19 protein-coding genes are annotated in these 19,596 nt (G+C 73.8%); 15 read left to right on the top strand and 4 right to left on the bottom strand.

Annotated elements, in window-relative coordinates; genetic code table 11:
* The 7 genes from FGF04_RS05460 to FGF04_RS05430 form a co-directional block, all read left to right on the top strand.
* Positions 1 to 692 (top strand): polysaccharide deacetylase family protein (locus FGF04_RS05460; RefSeq protein ID WP_149510215.1); only part of this gene is annotated, 692 nt, incomplete at its 5' end.
* A gap of 129 nt (positions 693 to 821) precedes the next feature.
* Positions 822 to 1,682: an aldo/keto reductase gene (locus FGF04_RS05455; RefSeq protein WP_149510080.1), complete on the top strand. Its 861-nt coding sequence runs from the start codon at positions 822 to 824 to the stop codon at positions 1,680 to 1,682.
* Positions 1,683 to 1,808: 126 nt separating this feature from the next.
* A complete protein-coding gene (locus FGF04_RS05450) occupies positions 1,809 to 2,540 on the top strand; it encodes a peptidyl-tRNA hydrolase (protein WP_149510079.1) in 732 nt (243 codons plus the stop codon).
* Positions 2,541 to 2,656: 116 nt separating this feature from the next.
* Entirely contained in the window at positions 2,657 to 3,451 is a 795-nt protein-coding gene (locus FGF04_RS05445; RefSeq protein WP_149510078.1) for a DUF4142 domain-containing protein, read from the top strand.
* 172 nt (positions 3,452 to 3,623) lie between these two features.
* Complete coding sequence (locus FGF04_RS05440) at positions 3,624 to 4,982, top strand: DUF692 domain-containing protein (RefSeq protein WP_149510077.1); 1,359 nt, start codon at positions 3,624 to 3,626, stop codon at positions 4,980 to 4,982.
* Positions 4,983 to 5,104: 122 nt separating this feature from the next.
* Complete coding sequence (locus tag FGF04_RS05435; RefSeq protein ID WP_149510076.1) at positions 5,105 to 5,878, top strand: TIGR04222 domain-containing membrane protein; 774 nt, start codon at positions 5,105 to 5,107, stop codon at positions 5,876 to 5,878.
* 165 nt (positions 5,879 to 6,043) lie between these two features.
* Positions 6,044 to 7,627: an alpha/beta hydrolase gene (locus tag FGF04_RS05430; protein WP_149510075.1), complete on the top strand. Its 1,584-nt coding sequence runs from the start codon at positions 6,044 to 6,046 to the stop codon at positions 7,625 to 7,627.
* Here the strand turns inward: FGF04_RS05430 and hemQ are convergent.
* Together hemQ and hemG are read right to left on the bottom strand one after the other, a co-directional pair.
* Positions 7,576 to 8,307: a hydrogen peroxide-dependent heme synthase gene (gene hemQ, locus FGF04_RS05425; RefSeq protein WP_149510074.1), complete on the bottom strand. Its 732-nt coding sequence runs from the start codon at positions 8,305 to 8,307 to the stop codon at positions 7,576 to 7,578. The genes FGF04_RS05430 and hemQ overlap by 52 nt on opposite strands.
* A 4-nt stretch (positions 8,308 to 8,311) precedes the next feature.
* Positions 8,312 to 9,817, bottom strand: a complete 1,506-nt coding sequence (gene hemG / locus FGF04_RS05420; protein ID WP_149510073.1) for a protoporphyrinogen oxidase — start codon at positions 9,815 to 9,817, stop codon at positions 8,312 to 8,314.
* A gap of 162 nt (positions 9,818 to 9,979) precedes the next feature.
* Here hemG and FGF04_RS05415 point away from each other — a divergent pair, with 162 nt between their 5' ends.
* The 5 genes from FGF04_RS05415 (at position 9,980) to FGF04_RS05395 (ending at position 15,396) form a co-directional block, all read left to right on the top strand.
* Entirely contained in the window at positions 9,980 to 10,954 is a 975-nt protein-coding gene (locus FGF04_RS05415) for a DUF4349 domain-containing protein (protein WP_149510072.1), read from the top strand.
* A gap of 27 nt (positions 10,955 to 10,981) precedes the next feature.
* A complete protein-coding gene (locus tag FGF04_RS05410) occupies positions 10,982 to 12,382 on the top strand; it encodes an FAD-dependent oxidoreductase (RefSeq protein ID WP_149510071.1) in 1,401 nt (466 codons plus the stop codon).
* A 165-nt stretch (positions 12,383 to 12,547) separates the two neighbouring features.
* Positions 12,548 to 13,372 carry a helix-turn-helix transcriptional regulator gene (locus tag FGF04_RS05405; protein ID WP_149510070.1) on the top strand — a complete coding sequence of 275 codons (825 nt, stop codon included), beginning with the start codon at positions 12,548 to 12,550 and terminating at the stop codon, positions 13,370 to 13,372.
* A gap of 125 nt (positions 13,373 to 13,497) precedes the next feature.
* Positions 13,498 to 14,436 (top strand): NADP-dependent oxidoreductase, encoded by a 939-nt coding sequence (locus tag FGF04_RS05400; RefSeq protein ID WP_149510069.1) that lies wholly within the window; start codon positions 13,498 to 13,500, stop codon positions 14,434 to 14,436.
* Between the two features lie 9 nt (positions 14,437 to 14,445).
* Positions 14,446 to 15,396, top strand: a complete 951-nt coding sequence (locus tag FGF04_RS05395) for an alpha/beta hydrolase (RefSeq protein ID WP_149510068.1) — start codon at positions 14,446 to 14,448, stop codon at positions 15,394 to 15,396.
* Positions 15,397 to 15,442: 46 nt separating this feature from the next.
* Here the strand turns inward: FGF04_RS05395 and FGF04_RS05390 are convergent, their stop codons facing one another.
* Positions 15,443 to 15,793, bottom strand: coding sequence for a hypothetical protein (locus FGF04_RS05390; protein ID WP_149510067.1), 351 nt, complete (start codon positions 15,791 to 15,793; stop codon positions 15,443 to 15,445).
* 102 nt (positions 15,794 to 15,895) lie between these two features.
* On the opposite strand from FGF04_RS05390, the gene FGF04_RS05385 reads away from it, so the two are divergent.
* Entirely contained in the window at positions 15,896 to 16,705 is an 810-nt protein-coding gene (locus FGF04_RS05385; protein WP_149510066.1) for a rhomboid family intramembrane serine protease, read from the top strand.
* 85 nt (positions 16,706 to 16,790) lie between these two features.
* Here the strand turns inward: FGF04_RS05385 and hemE are convergent, their stop codons facing one another.
* Positions 16,791 to 17,858: a uroporphyrinogen decarboxylase gene (gene hemE / locus FGF04_RS05380; protein WP_149510065.1), complete on the bottom strand. Its 1,068-nt coding sequence runs from the start codon at positions 17,856 to 17,858 to the stop codon at positions 16,791 to 16,793.
* A 245-nt stretch (positions 17,859 to 18,103) separates the two neighbouring features.
* Here hemE and FGF04_RS05375 point away from each other — a divergent pair, with 245 nt between their 5' ends.
* Positions 18,104 to 18,730 (top strand): DUF3000 domain-containing protein, encoded by a 627-nt coding sequence (locus FGF04_RS05375; RefSeq protein WP_188113972.1) that lies wholly within the window; start codon positions 18,104 to 18,106, stop codon positions 18,728 to 18,730.
* Positions 18,731 to 19,228: 498 nt separating this feature from the next.
* Positions 19,229 to 19,596, top strand: a 368-nt coding sequence (locus tag FGF04_RS05370; protein WP_149510213.1) for a response regulator, incomplete at its 3' end; no start/stop codon positions are given.

Here is a 19,596-nt window from a genome sequence, read left to right as displayed (position 1 = left end):
CGCCCACCCTCGCCCCGGGTCCTGGCGGACTGACCCCCGTCTTCATGCGGGCGGCCCGGGCCCGCGACAGGACCGTCGCCCTGACCTTCGACGCCGACATGACGGCCGACCAGGGGGCCCGGGCGGCCGCCGGCGAGCGGTTCGACAATCCGCGGCTGATCGCGACGCTGCGGCGGCTGCGGGTGCCGGCGACCGTGTTCATGACGGGGCGGTGGGCCGAGGAGTACCCCCGGCAGGCGCGCGCCATCGGGCGGGACCCCCTCTTCGAGGTCGCGAACCACTCCTACAGCCACCACGCCTTCACCGACGACTGCTACGGGCTGCCGACCGTCCCCGCGGCAGAGATGCGGGCGGACGTGGAGCGGGCGTTCGCCGCGTTCCGCAGGGCGGGGATCGCGCACCCGATGCCGTACTTCCGCTTCCCGGGCGGGTGCTACGACCGCCGGGCGCTGAAGGCGCTGGCCGCCACCGGGGTGACCGCCGTGCAGTGGGACGTGGTCAGCGGGGACGCCTTCGCGACGGACGCGCGGGCCGTGGCGCGCCAGGTGCTGGACGGGGTGCGGCCCGGTTCCGTGGTCGTCATGCACTGCACGCGCAGCGCGGCCCCGGCGACCGAGGAGGCCCTGCGCACGCTCGTCCCCGAACTGCGTGAGCGCGGGTACCGGTTCGTGAAGGTGTCGGAGCTGATCTGAGCCGCGCCCCGGCCGGCCGCCGGCATTCAGCAGCACCGGCGCTCAAAGCGATCGCATCTTCTTGTTGGACGGCCAAAACCGCACGGAGGAGGCTGGAGCGTACCGAACGAGTCCCCAGGAGGAACCTCCATGCAGACACGCACCATCGGTGACGTCCAGGTCGGAGCGATCGGTCTGGGCGGGATGCCCATGTCGATCGAGGGGCGCCCGGACGAAGAGCGCTCGGTGGCCGCCGTCCACGCGGCGCTGGACGCGGGCGTCACGCTCATCGACACCGCGGACGCCTACCACCGGGACGCGCACGAGGTCGGCCACAACGAGTCCCTGATCGCCCGCGCGGTGGCCTCCTACGGCGGCGACACCTCCGACGTGCTGATCGCCACGAAGGGCGGCCACCTGCGTCCGGGCGACGGCTCGTGGACGCTCGACGGTTCGCCGGAGTACCTGAAGCGGGCCTGCGACGCCTCGCTGGAGCGGCTCGGCGTCGAGGCCATCGGGCTCTACCAGTTCCACCGCCCGGACCCGAAGGTCCCGTACGAGGAGTCGGTCGGCGCGATCCGCGACCTGCTGGACGCGGGCAAGATCCGCCACGCGGGCATCTCCAACGCGAACCCCGCGCAGATCCGGCAGGCCTCCGAGATCCTCGGCGGCCGGCTGGTGAGCGTGCAGAACCAGTTCTCGCCCGCCTTCCGCTCCAGCGAGCCGGAGCTGGAGCTGTGCGCGGAGCTGGGCATCGCGTTCCTGCCGTGGAGCCCGCTGGGCGGCATCTCGAACGCCGGCGAACTGGGTTCGCGCTACGCCGTCTTCGCGGAGGTGGCGGACGGGCACGGGGTGAGCCCGCAGCAGGTGTGCCTGGCCTGGATCCTCGCGAAGGCCCCGGTGACGATCCCGATCCCGGGCTCCTCCCGCCCGGAAACGATCCGAGACTCGGCGGCTGCCGCAGAACTGAAACTGTCGGAGGAAGAACTGTCCCGCTTGAACGCGGCCTAGCCCTTCAGGGGCGCGGGGAACTGCGCAGTCTTTCAGGGGCGCGGGGAACTGCGCGGCCGGCCCCCACCGGACCCGCACCCGAACACCAGCCCAACCCGCGGAGCGAACCGCTGGCAGACTGGACCCGTGAGCAGCGAAGAAACCCAGGACAGCCCCTTCAGACACGAGCAGACCGCCCGCGACGAGGCACCCCAGTTCGTGCTGCCCCTGGTCGTCCGGATCGAGCGGAACGAACCACCGGCCCGCACGGACGCCCTGGAGACCGCGGCCCGCGCCGTCCTGGTCCTCCTGAGCGACGAGCGCGCGCTCGGCGAGGGCGAGTGGGCGCAGGCGGTCCACGACTGGCAGGACGCCCGCATCCGCAAGGTCGTCCGGCGAGCCCGCGGCGCCGAGTGGCGCCGCGCGGAGGCCCTGCCCGGCATCACCGTCACCGGCAAGTCGGCCGAGGTCCGCGTCTTCCCGCCGGTCCCGCTGGACGGCTGGCCCAAGGACCTGGCCCGCCTCCAGGTCTCCGGCACGGACCTCGACGACCCGGAGCGGCCGGCGGACCCCGACGGCACCGCGCCCGTGCTCTGGCTGAGCCCCGACCTGGACATGTCGGCCGGCAAGGCGATGGCCCAGGCCGGCCACGGCGCCCAGCTCGCCTGGTGGGAGCTGCCGGAGGCGGACCGCACGGCCTGGCGCGAGGCGGGCTTCCCGCTGGCCGTGCGCACCGCCGACCCGCTGCGCTGGGAGCAGCTCGTGACCAGCGGCCTGCCGCTGGTACGCGACGCGGGCTTCACGGAGATCGCCCCGGGCTCCTGCACGGTGGTCGCCGACCACCCGGCACTGCGCCCTGATCGACGCGGACCTGTGTGAGCACTGTGACGGAGCGAACATGAACCGTTGAACGCTCCGGCCGCCCCGTACGTATCTTCTGGCGCTGGCCAAGTACAGATTCCCAACGACCAGTTGGTAAAAATCCGGAGGCACCTGTGCGTCGTATCAACGGTACGGCCCTCGTCATCGTGGCACTCGTGGGCACGCTGGGCGCGCTCGCGTTCCCCGTGTGGTCGTACGCCGACCGCGCCGGGACGGGACCGGCGAACCTCGCCGCCGGTACCGTCCAAACGAAGTACGGGCCGCTCACCGCCACCGACCGGGACCTGATCGTCCGGGTGCGGCTGGCGGGACTGTGGGAGCTCCCCGCCGGGCAGCAGGCCCTCGAACGCAACCCCAGCCCCGCGATGAAGGAAGCCGCCGACCACCTGATCGTCGGCCACACCGACCTCGACAAGCGGGTGCGGGTGGKCGCGCGGGAGCTCGGCGTCGAACTGCCGAACCAGCCCAACGAGCAGCAGCAGGGCTGGCTGCAGCAGATGACCAACGCGAGCGAGGCGGACTACCCGAAGGTCTGGGCGAACCTGCTGCGCTCCGCGCACGGCAAGATCTTCCCGGCGATCGGCGCGGTGCGGAACCAGACGCGCAACACGCTGGTGCGCCAGCTCGCCTCGGACGCCAACCAGACCGTGCTCGACCACATCACGGTGCTGGAGAAGACCGGCGCGGTCGACTTCGAGGCCATCGCCAACGACTCGGTGGCCGGTACCACGGCCAGCCCGAGCGGCCCGCCGCCGCCCGCCGCGGGCGTGACGCCCCCCTCGGCGCCGCCCGCCGAGGCGACCGGTGACATCGCCACCACGTCGCGGCCCTCCCCCGGCGAGCCCGGCACGGTCAACACGAACCGGCCCGACCCCGAGGACCCGGACGCCTCGGCGCCCGCGCAGTAGGCCTCGGGCGGGCCCGCCCGAGGCCCGCGAACCTCAAATGTTGCTCTGAACGTCCCCGCCGATGGGTTCGGCCCCGTTCCGCGGGGCCATCACCCGGTCACGCCGGAACGCACGTCCGTCGAAGGAGACGACACACAGGTCCTGGTGCAGCCGTGGTGCAGGAGGGGGAACGATGAAGCAGTTGGGTACGGGAATCGGGTGGCGGCCGGAGATCGCCGAGGCCGTGGAGCGCATGCCCGGCATCGACTGGGTCGAGGCCGTCGCCGAGAACGTCTGCCCGGGGCACCTCCCCGACGCACTGCTGCGCCTGCGCGAGCGCGGTGTCACGGTGGTCCCGCACGGGGTGTCGCTCGGACTCGGCGGCGCCGACCGCCCCGCCGAGAACAGGCTCGCCGACCTGGCCGCCCGGGCCGAGGCCCTCGGCGCCCCGCTGGTCACCGAGCACATCGCGTTCGTCCGGGCGGGCGGGGCGCTGACCGCCTCGCCGCTGCTGGAGGCCGGGCACCTGCTGCCGGTGCCCCGCACGCGGGACGCCCTGGACGTGCTGTGCGAGAACGTCCGCATCGCCCAGGACGCCCTGCCGGTGCCGCTCGCGGTGGAGAACATCGCGGCCCTGATCTCCTGGCCCGGCGAGGAGATGACGGAGGGCCAGTTCCTGTACGACCTGGTCGACCGGACCGGCGTGCGCCTGCTCATCGACGTGGCCAACCTCCACACCAATCACGTCAACCGCGGCGAGGACCCGGTGAAGGCGCTCGACGAACTGCCTGTCGAGGCCATCGCGTACGTCCACGTCGCCGGCGGTTTCGAGCGGGACGGCGTCTGGCACGACAGCCACGCGCACCCCGTGCCGCAGGCGGTCCTGGACGTCCTCGCCGAGCTCTCCTCCCGCGTCCGCCCGCCGGGCGTGCTCCTGGAACGCGACGAGAACTTCCCGGAGCCGGCCGAACTGGAAGGCGAACTGCGCGCGATCCGCGAGACGCTGGAGAAGAACCCCCCGAGGACGGACGCCCCGGGCGGGAGCGCTTCGCGGAAGACCGCCTCGCGGAAGAGCACTTCGGGGAAGAGCGCCGCCGCCGTCACCGCCGCGCCCCCGGAGGCCGGCGCCGCCACCGAACCCGCGCGGCAGCGGCTCGCCCTCGCTCAGACCGCCCTGCTGTCCGCGCTCGTCGGCGGGACCCCCGTGCCCGAGGGGTTCGACCGGACGCGGCTGGCCGTGCAGGCGCGGGCGCTCGCGGGCAAGCGGGCCGACGTGGTGGCCAAACTCGCCCCGGAACTGCCGGAGATCCTCGCCGGGTCCTACCGCGAGGCCTTCCTGGCGTACGCGCACGGCCACCCCATGACCGGCGGCTACCGACGTGACGCGCTCGACTTCGCCGCGCACCTGCTGTTCGACGCGCGCGTCGAGGACACGGCCGTGCGGCAGCGGCTCAGCGACTGGTGGTGGGAGCGCTCGGGCCCCGCCCCGCTGTCGCGGCGCCCGGCGGCCCGCCTGGCACGCGCCACCCGGCGGGTCCTGTTGCGACGGTAACCGTCCGGCCCACGACGGCAATCGAAAGGCCGCCGCCGCGGAACGCCACAGAAGGGCGATGCTTCGTCCGGATTGTGAACAAGCCGTGGCGCCGCCCGGCCTCCGTCGCATAGAAAAACCGCATGCTCTGGGTCCTCCTCCTTCTCCTGGCGTGGGCCGCGGCAGGCATCGCCTGTACGCGCCTGTGCCTGGCCTCGGTCCGCGCCGCCGCCGCGGACGAGGCGCACGCGCACGACGACCGCGGCCTGACGCTCTACGAGGCCGCGTTCCTGTCGGGCGGCCCCGCGCGGGTCGCCGAGCTGACGCTCGTGTCGATGGCCCGCCAGCGCCGGCTGCTGCTCGCGCACACCGGCTGGGCGACCGTCGTGGACCCGCGCGGCCGGGACGACATGGAGCGCTCGGTGCTGGGTGCGATCGGCCCCGACGGCCAGTCCCGGATAGCGCCGGTCCGTACGAGCGCGGCCGCCGCCGAGTCCGTACGCGCCCTCGCCGACCGGCTCGTCGCGGCGGGCCTCGCCCTGCCGGACGGCGCCCGCACCACCGTGGCGGGCGCCGTGCGCCAGGTGCGGGCGGCGGCGGTGGCCGTACCGGTACTGGCCGCCGTGGCGCTGCTGACGCCCTCGCCCGACCCGCGCGAACGGACGCTGGTGGCCCTCTGGTTCCTGCTGCCCCTCGTCCTCACGCTGAGCTGCCTGGCCATCGCCCGCATCGAGGTCCACCCGTACACCCGCTGGGCGTCCCCGGCCGGGCAGCGCCTGCTCGGCGCCCTGACCCGTCGCGCGGACCCCGACAGCGACGACCGCACGTACCTGACCACGGTGGCCGTGCGCGGCGTCCGCGCGGTCGGTGAGCCGCACCTGCGGGCGGCCTTCGGACACCGCGAGCCGCACGTGTAGGACCTGCCCCGGAGGGCGCCCCGGCGCACGCCGGACGCGCATCGGGGTCATCGTGGCCGCGTCCGCGAGCCGGTCCTTTACTTCGCCCGGCGCCGGACGAACCATCCCTTCTGTCACAGCCGACCGTGCACCGGGCCGTGCACCGAGGAGGGGAAAGAGAACACGATGCGCGCCGCCGTGCTCCACGGAACAGCCGGGGCCCTGCTCCTGACCGCCGTCGCCGCCGCTCCCGCAGGCGGCGCACCGCCCGGGCTCGCCGAACGGCACGGCACGGCGGTCGCCGCCGCACGCGCCGCCGCCGACGGCATCCGCTTCGGGACGTGCTCCGAGGACCAGGACGGCCCGGGCACCCTCCAATGCGGCACGGTGACGGTCCCCCTCGACTACGCGCACCCCGACGGCAAGCGGATCGAGCTGACCGTCAGCCGGGTGAAGGCCACCGGCAAGGACGGCGGGCGGTCCGTGCCGCGGCAGGGCTCCCTCGTGTTCAACCCGGGCGGCCCCGGCGCGTCCGGCCTGTACTTCCCGCTGGTCGGCATGGTCCCGGAGTGGAAGCGCATCGCCGCGGCGTACGACCTCGTCGGGTACGCCCCGCGCGGGGTGGGCCGCTCGGCGCCGCTGTCCTGCCAGGACCCGAAGACCCTGCACCGGGGGCCCGCACCGGCGCCGGCGCACCCGTCGCAGTCGTACAAGAAGGAGCGCATCGCACGGGCGAAGGCGTACGCGCGGGGGTGCGTCGAGCGGTCGGGCCGGACGATCAGGCACTTCTCCTCCCTCAACAACGCCCGCGACCTGGACGTCCTGCGCGCCGCCCTGGGCGAGCGGAGGCTGACCTTCATGGGGGCGTCCTACGGCACGTACTTCGGGGCGCTGTACGCGGAGCTGTTCCCCTCGCACGTGCGCCGCATGGTCCTCGACTCGGTCGTGAACCCGGACCCGGCGAAGGTCTGGTACCGCAACAACCTCGACCAGTCGGCCGCCTTCGAGCGCCGCTGGGCCGACTTCCGCGCCTGGACGGCCCGGCACGACGCGGTGTACGGGCTGGGCCGCACGCCGGAGGAGGTGCGGCGCAGTTACGAGCGGGCGAAGGCACGGCTGGCGGCCGAACCGGCGGGCGGTGTGGTCGGCCCGGCGCAGCTGCAGGGCGCGTTCCTGGACACCGGCTACTACGACGACTACTGGCCGCAGCGCGCGGCGGCGCTCTCCGCGTACCTGAAGGGCGACCCGAAGCCGCTGGTACGGCAGGCGGGGCCGCACCAGGACGCGGCGCAGGAGCAGGAGAACGGCAAGGCGGTCTACACGGCCGTCGAATGCAACGACGCGCCCTGGCCGCGGGACTGGCGCACCTGGGACCGCGACCACACCCGCCAGGCGCGCGTGGCGCCCTTCGAGACCTGGTCCAACGCCTGGACGAACCTGCCGTGCGCGTACTGGCCGCTGCCGCGGCGCCGTCCGCTCGACGTCCGCACGGTCCCCGGTGAGCTGCCGCCGACGCTGCTCCTGGCCGCCGAGCGGGACGCGGCGACGCCGTACTCCGGTGCGCTGGAGATGCACCGGCGGCTCGCGGGCTCCGCGCTGGTCACCGAACGGGGGGCGGGTACGCACGGGGACTGCGCGCTCAGCCCCCACCGGCCGGCAGTCGGCACACGACCCCCGGTGGGGGCTGAGCGCGCAGTTCCCCGCGCCCCTAAAAACGATCAGGCCAGGTCGGCGATCAGATCGGCGACCGACTTGCGGCGGCCCGTGTAGAACGGGACCTCCTCACGGACGTGCATCCGCGCCTCCGACGCCCGCAGGTGCCGCATGAGGTCGACGATGCGGTACAGCTCGTCGGCCTCGAAGGCGAGGATCCACTCGTAGTCGCCGAGCGAGAACGAGGCGACCGTGTTGGCGCGCACGTCGGGGTAGCCGCGGGCCATCTTCCCGTGGTCGGCGAGCATCCGGCGCCGGTCCTCGTCGGGCAGCAGGTACCAGTCGTAGGACCGCACGAACGGATACACGCTGATGTAGTCCCGCGGCGTCTCGTCCGCGAGGAACGCCGGCACGTGCGACCGGTTGAACTCCGCCGGCCGGTGCAGCGCCATGTTCGACCAGACCGGCTCCAGGGCGCGCCCCAGCTTCGTGCGGCGGAAGAGGTTGTACGCCTCCTGGAGCTGGTCCGCGGTCTCGGCGTGCCACCAGACCATCAGGTCGGCGTCGGCGCGCAGCCCCGACACGTCGTACGTGCCGCGGACGGTGACGTCCTTGGCGGCGAGCTGGTCGAACAGCTCCTGGACCTCGTCCGCGTAGCCGGCACGGTCCTCGGGGAGCACGTCGCGCAGCTTGAACACGGACCAGAGGGTGTAGCGGATGACCTCGTTGAGGTCCTTGGCCTTCTTGCCGGCGTTCGGGGTCCTGGCCGGGCCGGTGGTGGGGGCGTCGTCACTCATGGGGCTATTCTCCCGCTCCCCCGTGCAGACTCTGCACCGGGTTCGCGGTCAGCGCGTCCAGCGGCCGGCCGTCGCCCCGCAGCGCGTCCACGGCGGCGTTCGCGCTGGCCACACAGGCCGGGATGCCCACACCGTCGTACGCCGCGCCGCACACCGCGAGGCCCGGCAGCTTGCCGACGTGCTCGCGGATGCGGGTCACGCGCGCGTGGTGCCCGACCGGGTACTGGGGCAGGCCGTCGTCCCAGCGCGTCACCCGGGTCTCCAGGGGCTCCGCGGTGAGCCCGGTGGCCTCGCGCAGGTCGTGCCGCGACACCTCGACGAGCTCGGCGTCCTCGCGGCCGAGGACCTCCGTCTCCCCGTACCGGCCCACCGACGTGCGCAGGAGCACCAGGTCCGGGTTCTCCGCGGCGATCCAGCCCCACTTCTGGGACGCGAACGTCGACGCCTTGATGGTGCGCCCGTCGACGGGCGGCACCAGGAAGCCGCTGCCCGCGGGGAGGGCGACCGCGTCGCGCCGGTAGGCGAGGGTGATCAGCGCCATGGACGCGTACTCGACGGCCGCCAGCTCGGCCGCCGCCGCGGGGGCCTCGGCGCCGAGCAGCGCGGCGGCGGCGCCGGCGGGCACCGCCACCACGACGGCGTCGGCCCGCAGCACCCGGTCGCCGGCGACGACCCGCCAGCGCCCGCGCGGCCCGCCGCCGGCCGCCTCGCCGGCCRCCCGCCGCAGCTCCGTCACCGGTGCGCCCGTGAGGATCTCGCCGCCCCGCGCGCGCACCGACTCAGCCACGGCGAGCGGCAGTCGGCCGACGCCGCCCTCGATGCCCATGAAGACCGGGCCCGCCGCCGGATTGTCCGCCGCTCTCTGCTGGATCCCGCGGACGGCCTCGGTGAGCGAGGCGTGCGTGCGGGCCGCCTCGAAGAGCTGCGGGACGGCCGAGCGCATCGAGATGCGGTACGCGTCGCCCGCGTAGACGCCGCCGAGCAGGGGCTCGACGAGCCGGTCGACGACCTCACGGCCCAGGCGCCGAGCGACGTAATCGCCCACCGCCACGTCGTCGCCGATCTCCGTGCGGGGCAGGTCGCGGTCGTCCCCGATGCGGCGCAACCCCTCGTCGGAGAGGACCCCGGCGAGGGCGGCCGCGTCCGCCGGGACCCCCATGACGTGTCCCTTGGGCATGGGCCGCAACGCGCCGCGCGTCCAGATGGAGGCGCCCGCCGTCGTCGGCGGGAGGAGCCGGTCGGCGAGGCCCGTCTCGCGGGCGAGCGCCACCGCCTCGGGGCGGCGCGCGAGCATCGACTCGGCGCCGAGGTCGACCCGGGCGCCGGCGACCGTGCCCGGCAGGAGCTTGCCGCCGAGCCGCTGCGAGGCCTCCAGGACGGTGACGCGGACGCCGCCGTCGAGGAGCCGGTGGGCGGCGGCCAGACCGGCGATGCCGCCCCCGATGACGACGGCGTGCCCCGGACTCGTATCCGCCGCCCGGTCCGTGCCCGTATGTGTGTCTGCGTGCATCCCCCCACTCTTCCAGACCCCGTCCGTGCTCCTCCGCTACCCCGGCGAGTCCTGACCGTGACCGGTTCGGGACCGGAACGGGCCAACGTCCCCGGCGGCTCCGGCGTCGAAGGAACGTCAGTCATCACGACAGTCGTCACGACGCCTTCGGGGGTAAGCCACATGCAGACGCGCGGCAGCGACACGACCAGGTACCGATCCCGATCCCGATCCCGAGCCCGATCCCTCAGGCTGCTCCCGGCGCTGCTGCTCGCGGGCGCGCTCGCCCTGACGGGGTGTTCCGCGGGCGACGGCGACTCCGGGTCCAGCTCGGACAAGGCCGCCGGTCCGGGCGCCGAGGAGGCCGGGTCCGGCGCGGCCGGGTTCGACCGCGGCGCCGCGAGCCAGGCGGACGGCGCGAAGGGCTCCGGCGGCGGGCGGGCCTCGGCGGCCCCGGGACCGGTCGTCCACGTCGTCCACATCGCTTCCCTGACCGTGCGGGTCAAGGACGTGCCCAAGTCCCTCGCCGCGGCCCGCACCGCGGTGGAGGACGCGGGCGGTGTGGTCGGCGAGGAGACCACGGACCGCGACTCCGAGGGCCACGAGCGCTCCCGTGTGGTCCTGCGGGTCCCGGCCGCGGAGTACGAGGAGGTGCTGGCGGAGCTGGAGGGCTCGGGCAGGCTCGTCGACCGCAAGGCGAGCGCGGAGGACGTCACGGAGCAGGTCGTCGACGTGGAGAGCCGGATCACCTCTCAGCGGGCCAGCGTGGCGCGCATCCGCGAGCTGATGGACCGGGCCTCCAAGCTGAGCGACGTGGTCACGCTGGAGGGCGAGTTGAGCACCCGGCAGGCCGACCTGGAGTCGCTGCTGGCCCGGCAGGCCTCCCTGAAGGACCGCACGAGCCTGGCCACGATCACGCTGTCCCTGTCCGAGACGCCGGTGAAGCAGGCCCAGGAGGACGACGAGCCCGGTTTCGCGGACGCGCTCGGCGGCGGCTGGGACGCGTTCGTCACCATGTTCCGCTGGATCGCCCTGGCGGTGGGCGCGGTGCTGCCGTTCCTGGTGGGTGCGGCGCTGCTGCTGTTCCTCTGGATGCGTTTCCTGCGTGGCCGGACATCGCGCGGCGGAGTCGCCGGGAGTGCACCCGAGGGGGACTGAAACGCCGGTCGCCCGTAGCGTGTTCGCATGAGCATGAGCCACGGGAACCGTACGAAAGAGCGTCTGGTGGTCGTCGGAGGGGACGCGGCGGGCATGTCCGCCGCGTCCCGGGCGCGCCGGCTGAAGGGCCCCGACGAGCTGGAGATCATCGCCTTCGAGCGGGGGCACTTCAGCTCCTTCTCCGCATGCGGCATCCCCTACTGGGTGGGCGGCGACGTGGCGGACCGGGACCAGTTGATCGCGCGGTCGCCCGAGGAGCACCGGGCGCGCGGGATCGACCTGCGGATGCGCACGGAGGTCACGGAACTCGACGTGGACGGCCGCCGGGTGCGCTCGCGCGACCTGGAGTCCGGGGCCGAGGAGTGGACCCCGTACGACAAGCTCGTGATCGCGACGGGCGCCCGCCCGGTGCGGCCGCCGCTGCCCGGCATCGACGCCCCCGGGGTGCACGGGGTGCAGACCCTCGACGACGGCCAGGCCCTCCTCGACACGCTGAGCCGCACGGAGGGCCGCCGCGCGGTCGTCATCGGCGCGGGCTACATCGGCGTGGAGATGGCCGAGGCGATGATCAACCGCGGGTACGAGGTGACGGTCGTCAACCGCGGCACGGAGCCGATGGCGACGCTCGACCCGGACATGGGCCGCCTGGTGCACGACGCCATGGAGGGCCTGGGCATCACGATGGTGAACGACGCCGAGGTCACCAAGATCCTCACCGGTGAGGGCGGCCGGGTCCGCGCGGTCGTCACCGAGGACGCCGAGTACCCGGCGGACGTGGTGGTCCTCGGCATCGGGGTGCGGCCGGAGACGGCGCTCGCCGAGGCGGCGGGGCTGCCGCTGGGCACGCACCGGGGGCTGCTGACGGACCTGGCGATGCGGGTGCGCGGCCACGAGGACATCTGGGCGGGCGGCGACTGCGTCGAGGTCCTCGACCTGGTCTCGGGCAGCGAACGCCACATCGCGCTGGGCACCCACGCCAACAAGCACGGCCAGGTGATCGGCTCGAACGTCGCCGGCGGCTACGCCACGTTCCCGGGCGTCGTCGGCACGGCGGTGAGCAAGGTCTGCGACCTGGAGATCGCCCGCACCGGCCTGCGGGAGAAGGACGCGCACCGGGCGGGCCTGCGGTTCGAGTCGGTCACCATCGAGGCGACGAGCCGTGCGGGCTACTACCCGGACGCCGACCCGATGACGGTGAAGATGCTGGCCGAGCTGCGCACCGGCCGCCTCCTGGGGGTCCAGATCGTCGGCGGCGAGGGCGCGGGCAAGCGCGTGGACATCGCCGCGGTGGCGCTGACGGCGGGCATGACGGTGGAGCAGATGACGTCCCTGGACCTCGGTTACGCCCCGCCGTTCTCCCCGGTCTGGGACCCCATCCTGGTGGCGGCCCGCCAGGCGGTCTCGGCCCTGCGCAGGACCACCCCGTAGGGCCCCCAGGGACGACACCGTAGGGAACGACCCCGTAGGGAACGCCTCCCCGGCCGCCGGTGCGCCGCCGCTCAGCCGGGGACAATCGGTCCCCGGATAAAGTTGCCCTTCACCCGCCTCCCGGTCGACGCCAGGATTGCCCTGTCGAACAGAGGAGGCCGGACGATGGACCGGGCGTTGCTGGCGGATTTCCTCCGCGCGCGTCGTGAGGCACTGCAGCCGGAGGACGTCGGGCTGCCCCGCGGGCAGCGGCGCCGCACCGGCGGCCTGCGGCGCGAGGAGGTGGCCGCGCTGGCCGGCATGTCGGCCGACTACTACGGCAGGATCGAGCAGCAGCGCGGTCCGGCGCCGTCGGAGCGGATGCTCGTCGCGCTCGCCCGGGCCCTGCGCCTGAACCTGAGCGAGCGCGACCACCTGTTCGTCCTCGGCGGTCTGTCGACGCCGCGGCGGATCCTGCGCGACGACCACGTCGGTCCCACGATGATGCGGATCGTCGCCGGGCTCTCGGACGTGCCCGCCGTCGTGCTGTCACGGTTCGGCGAGACCTTGCTGCAGACGCGTCCGGCGATCGCGCTGCTCGGCGACTTCACCCGGTACTCGGGCCTGTCCCGTTACCTGGTCTACCGCTGGTTCACCGGCGATCCGCGGATACGCGACATCTATCCCGTCGAGGACCATCCGATACGGGGCAGGGTCTTCGCCGCGGAGATCCGGGAGGCGTACACGGCGGACCCCACGGGCCGGGCCGGTGAGATCGTCGCGGCGCTCCTGGAGGCCAGTCCCGAGTTCGCGAACATCTGGCGGCTGCACGAGGTGGGCGTGACCCACCACCACGACCTCAAGCGCTACCTGCACCCCGAACTGGGGGAGCTGGAGCTGTACGCCGAGCTGCTGCTGGATCCCGAGCAGTACCAGACGCTGCTGGTCTTCACCGCCGTGCCGGGCTCCCCCAGCCACGACAAACTCCGGCTCCTGGTCTCCGCCGACTAGGCCCTGCCGGCCCCCTCACCCCTGAAGGCATCGCTTCGCGACCGGAGCATGCCCAGGCCTCACAGTGCTTCAAAATCGAAGCATTTCTCCCGTCACGCACACCCCTACGAAAGCCGAGGCATGCCATGAAGGCAGTGCGTTTCCACGCGTACGGATCCCCGGACGTCCTGCGCCACGAGGACGTGGACAAGCCGGTACCCGCCGCGGGGCAGGTCCTGCTCCGGGTCGCCGCGACCTCGTTCAACCCGGTCGACGCCACCATTCGCGCGGGCGCCATGCAGGGCCCCATCCCGGTGGCCCTGCCGCACACCCCCGGCATCGACGTCGCGGGCACGGTCGAGGCGCTGGGCGAGGGCGTGGACAACCTCGCAGCGGGTGACCAGGTCATCGGCTTCCTGCCGATGACCGGCGCCGGCGCCGCCGCGGAGTACGTCCTCGCCCCCGCCGGGATCCTGGCGCCGGCGCCCACGAGCATCCCGCTGGCCGACGCGGCCGCCCTGCCGCTGACCGGACTCACCGCCTGGCAGGCCCTCTTCGACCACGCCGGGCTGACCGCCGGTCAGCGCGTGCTGATCAACGGCGCGGGCGGCGCGGTCGGCGACTACGCCGTCCAGCTGGCCAAGCACGCCGGCGCCCACGTGATCGCCACGGCCGGCCCGCACAGCGGCGAGCGGGCCAGGGCGGCCGGCGCCGACGAGGTCCTGGGCCACGGGGTTCCCGAACTGTCCGCGGTGGTCGACGCCGTGCTCAACCTCGCACCCGTCGAGCCGATCGAACTGGCCGCGCTGACCTCCGTGGTGCGCGACGGCGGCGTCGTGGTGAACACGACGGTGTGGATGCCCGCGCCGTACGACAAGCAGCGCGGCGTGCGCGGCATCGACCTCTTCGTCAACAGCGACGCCGCACAACTGGCGCGCCTGGTGGCGCTGGTCGACTCCGGCGAACTGCGCGTCACCGTCACCCGGCGGGTACCGCTGGCCGACCTGCCGGCCCTGCACGCCGAGGCCGCCAGGAGCCCGATCTCCGGCAAGGCCGTCGTCCTCCCCTCCCCCGCCACCGTCTAGGAGACTGCCGTGTCCCTGAGCTTCGACCCCGAGTTCGCCGAGGTGTTCGCCCCCATGGCCCTGGCCATGGCGGACACCGAGCCGCCGGCCGTGGGCGACGTCCCCGCGCGCCGCGCCCTGTGGGAGCCGATCATCGGTGCCTCGTCGGCGGCCCAGCCCTTCCCCGCCGACGTGACGACCGGCGAGTACCGGGCCACCGCCGACGACGGCGCGCAGATCGCCATGCGCTGGTACACCAAGGACGGCGCCGCGCCGGGTCCGGCGGTGCTGTTCTTCCACGGCGGCGGCTACATCTTCGGCCACATCGACTTGTTCGACGGACCCGTCGCCCGCTACGTCTCCGCCAGTGGCGTGCCCATGCTGTCGGTCGAGTACCGCCGGGCCCCCGAGCATCCGTTCCCGACGCCGGTCGAGGACGCGTACACCGCCCTGCGCTGGCTGCACGAGCACGCCGGCGAACTGGGCGTCGACCCGGCGCGGATCGGGGTGATGGGCGACAGCGCCGGGGGCGGGCTGGCCGCGGCGCTGTCGATCCTCGCCCGGGACCGCGGTGGTCCGGCCGTCGCCCGGCAGATCCTGCTGATGCCGATGCTCGACGACCGCACCCCCGTGCCCGATCCGCACATCGAGCCCTACCTGCTGTGGTCCTACGACGACAGCCGTACCGCGTGGCCGGCCCTGCTGGGCGGGGCCGCGGGCGGGCCCGGCGTCCCCGCCACGGCGGCCCCGGCCCGGCTCGACGACGCGAGCGGGCTGCCCCCGGCCTACATCGAGGTCGGCCAGCTCGACGTCTTCCGCGACGAGGACCTCGCCTACGCCGCCCTGCTCAGCCGGGCCGGCGTACCCGTGGAGTTCCACCTGCACCCGGGCGTCCCGCACGAGTTCGACTCCCTCGCGTTCACGAGCGACGTCGCCCGCCGGGCCGTCGCCGACCGGGTCCGCGTACTGAAGTCCCTCTGACGGACCACGGCCGGTCCCCGTCGACGGGACCGGCCGCCCGCCGGGCTCATGCCCCCTGTGCGCCGTTGATCTTCTCTATGGCCTGCCGGGCCTGTTCGCCGGGCGAACGGGACAGCGAGGAGACCGCGGAGACCGGCGGCCCGCCGACCGCGGGCGCGGCGGCGGCCGCCGGCATGGCCGCGGCGGGCGCCGACCGGGCGTGCGAGCCGGCCGGCCGCGACCGCAGCCGGTGGCTCGCCGCCTCGTCCAGCGTCACGGGCCGCTGCATGCCGGCGGCCAGCCGCCCGGCCTCCTGGCCGAGCGCGGCGACGTCCTCCCAGGACAGCCGGAGTACCACGGTGAGCTCCGCCTCGCCGTCCGGTGTGGCGATCAGCGGCTGAGCGACTCGGTCGTCCATGACCTGTTCCTCACGTGTTGCTGGGACCAAGAACGGTTGCCGGAACATACGCGGACGACCGCGTTCCCGTTCAGACGTGCCGAACAGGGGCACACTTCCCCCGTGGTCATACCCGTGCACGACGTGAACCCCGCACGCCGCACCCCCTATGTGACGTACGCGCTGATCGCCGCCAACATCGCGGTCTTCCTGATCACTCCGGGCACGCTCACCGGCGGCAGCGGACTGTCCCAGCTGTGCCACCTGCAGGCGTTCCTGGACCACTGGGCGGCGGTGCCGCGGGAGCTGATCCACGGACAGCTCCCGACGACGGTCCCGACGGGAGACGTGGGGGTCGGCGCCGGCGGCCCCGGCTGCGTGGTCGGCCCGCCCGGCTACGACAAGTCGCCGCAGCTGTCGGTCCTGACGGCGATGTTCCTGCACGGCGGCTGGGTGCACCTGCTGGGCAACATGCTGTTCCTGCTGATCTTCGGCAACAACATCGAGGACCGCCTCGGCCACGTCCGCTACCTGCTGTTCTACGGGCTCTGCGGCTACGCGGCGGCGTACGGCTTCGCGCTGGTCAACGCCGACTCGGGCGACCCGCTGATCGGCGCGTCGGGCGCGATCGCCGGGGTGCTGGGGGCGTACCTGGTCCTGTACCCGAAGGCCAGGGTCTGGGTCCTGGTGCCGTTCCTGATCTTCCTGCCGCTGCGGCTGCCCGCCTGGATCGTGCTGGGCTTCTGGTTCGGCCTGCAGGCGGTGTACTCGTCCGGTACGGGCGTCTCCGAGGCCGGCACGGTCGCGTACGCGGCCCACGTGGTCGGCTTCCTGGCCGGCATGCTCCTGGCCTGGCCCCTGCGCCGCGGCACCCCGCCCCCGCCGGAGCCGAGGGGCCTCCTGTGGGGCAGGAGGGCGGGCCACCGCTGGTAGTCCGGCGCCCTTCAGGGCGCCCCGTCAGGGGCGCGGGGAACTGCGCGACCGGCCACAGCGAACCCGCACCCGGAAAGCGGCGGCCCTACCGGACCGAACGCTCGTGCACGTACTCCACGAGCCGCGTCAGCGCGTCCGGGTCCATCGACGGCAGCACCCCGTGCCCGAGGTTGAACACGTGCCCTTCGAGACCGGCGGCGGCGTCCAGCACCTCCTGCGCCTTCTGCTCCACGACCCCGGTCGGGGCGAACAGCACGGCGGGGTCGAGGTTCCCCTGCAGGGCCCGGCCGGGGCCGACCCGCCGCGCCGCCTCGTCCAGCGGCACCCGCCAGTCGACGCCGACGACGTCCGCGCCCGCCTCGCCCATGAGGCCGAGCAGCTCCCCCGTACCCACGCCGAAGTGGATGCGCGGGACGCCGTAGCCCTCGACGGCCCGGAACACCTTCGCGGAGGCGGGCAGCACGGAGCGCCGGTAGTCGGCGGGAGCGAGGGCGCCGACCCAGGAGTCGAACAGCTGCACGGCGGAGGCGCCGGCCTCGATCTGCACCTTCAGGAACGCGGCGGTGATGCCGGCGAGCCGGTCGAGCAGGTCGGCCCAGAGCTGCGGGTCGCCGTACATCATCGACTTGGTGTGCTCGTGGTTGCGGGAGGGGCCGCCCTCCACGAGGTAGCTCGCGAGGGTGAAGGGCGCGCCCGCGAAGCCGATGAGGGGGGTCGGGCCGAGCTCGCGGGTGAGCATCCCGATGGCCTCGGTGACGTACGGGACGTCGTCGGGCGTCAGTTCGCGCAGCCGGTCGAGGTCGGCGCGGGTGCGAATCGGCTTCTCGACGACGGGGCCCACGCCGGGCTTGATGTCCAGGTCGATGCCGATGGCCTTCAGGGGCACGACGATGTCGCTGAAGTAGATCGCCGCGTCCACCCGGTGCCGGCGGACCGGCTGGAGGGTGATCTCGGTGACCAGTTCGGGCCGCATGCAGGACTCCAGCATGGGGATGCCCTCGCGCACCTTCAGGTACTCCGGCAGCGAGCGCCCGGCCTGCCGCATGAACCACACCGGCGTGTGCGGCACGGGTTCACGCCTGCACGCCCTGAGGAAGGCGGAGTCGTAGGTCGCGGTCGGTTGCTGGCCCTGGGGGCGGTCAATGACGCTCACGACGAAAAGTCTCCCACGGTCCGCGAGCGCTCCCGGCCCGGCCCGGCACGGGGATCGGCCCGCCCCGGCGCGGAGGGGCGGCGCCCGGTACCTCCGCGAACCGCCGTTTTCGGGGCGCTCCGCGGCGACGGGATCCGGACAGTGGTCCGCCGCACGGGTGTCTCTCCCTGCGCGGGGGCCCGGTTCCCCTTAATCTTCCCCGCATGGCTGCGGCTCAAGGACGACTGTCGGACGGCGCTGGCGGGATGGACGACCCGAAGGAGGGGGAACGGGATGCGACGGAGTCGGCTCCGCTGCCGTTCCGGGCCGCCGTCGACGCGCTGAGGTCCGCGCGGTTGAGGCCGCAGATCGAGATCGACCCGGTGAAGGCCCCGCGGCGGCTGGCGCCGTTCGCGTACGCGCTGGAGGCCGCCGTGGTCGACGGTGACGAGGACCTGGCGGACGGCCGGCTCATCCTGCTGCACGACCCGGCCGGGCACGACGCCTGGCAGGGCTCGTTCCGGCTGGTGACGCTGGTGCGCGCGGAGCTGGAACCGGAGATGGCCGCCGACCCGCTGCTGCCCGACGTGTGCTGGTCCTGGCTGACGGGCGCGCTCCAGTCCCGCGGCCTGTCCTGCGGGCAGCCCAGCGGCACGGTCACCCGGGCCGGCTCGCACTACTTCGGCGGTCTCTCGGAGCGGCCCCCGGCCTCCCAGATCGAGATCCGCGCCTCCTGGACCCCACGCGAGGGCCTGGGCGGCGTCCCGGACACGGCCGCCCACCTGGCGTCGTGGTGCGKCCTCCTCGCCCAGATCGCCGGGCTGCCCCCGGCGGCCCCGGGCGACGCCTCGATCGTCACCCTGCCGCAACGGCGGGGGCCGCAGAGCCGTTAGCGCCGCGCCGGACACGGCCCCGGGCCCCGGCCCGGACCCCACCTGAAGCCGCACCTCACGGGAGGTGCGGCTTCTGTCGTGCGACGTCCGTCGTGCGGCGTCCGTCGTGCACCGGCCCCTGCCGCCCGCCCGTCAACCCGCGTCCGCGCCTCCCCCTTCCGGGGCAGCGGCAGGGGCGGACGGGCCGCGCGAGCGCCACGGACGTGCTCCGGTGAGCTTCCCGCACGCCCCCGAACCGGCTGCGGCCTGCACGAAAACACGTTTGCCCTTTTATCGATACGACCACTTTCAGCCTCGTATCGAAGCGGAGCGGACTCGTTTCGATCTTCGGGTGATCGCTCGTGCGTCCGAATTGCCCACATCATTACTCACCAAATCGTGATCATTCTCTAAAGGCCGACAGGTTTGGTGCCGAAGACCTCTGTGACCTTGAAAGCACGGTTCGTCCCGGCTCCATCCCCACAGCCGGTCCCCCCGTCCCGCACCCCAGGAGGCCTGGTGTCCGTTCTCCTTGAGCAGCCTGCAAGCCTGGTCGCCTACCGCCCGAACAAGCCGACCGCGATGGTGGTCGTGGCCGACCCCCGCGTGCGGTCCACCGTCACCCGCCACCTGTGGGCGCTCGGTGTTCGCGACGTGATCGAGGCTTCGTCCGTCGCGGAGGCTCGTCCCCGCATCGGCAACCCCCGCGACATCTGCGTCGCGGACGTCCATCTCCCCGACGGCTCCGGCCTCACCCTCCTGTCCGAGACCAGAGCCGCGGGCTGGCCCAACGGCCTGGCCCTGTCCGCCGCAGACGACATCGGCGCCGTGCGCAACGCCCTCGCGGGCGGGGTCAAGGGCTACGTCGTCACCGGCACCCGTACGAA

Source organism: Streptomyces apricus, from assembly GCF_008369065.1.
In the GTDB taxonomy this organism is placed as follows: Bacteria; Actinomycetota; Actinomycetes; order Streptomycetales; family Streptomycetaceae; genus Streptomyces; species Streptomyces apricus.
Note: the sequence above shows the minus strand (reverse complement) of the source record. Positions and strands in the feature narration are given on the sequence as shown.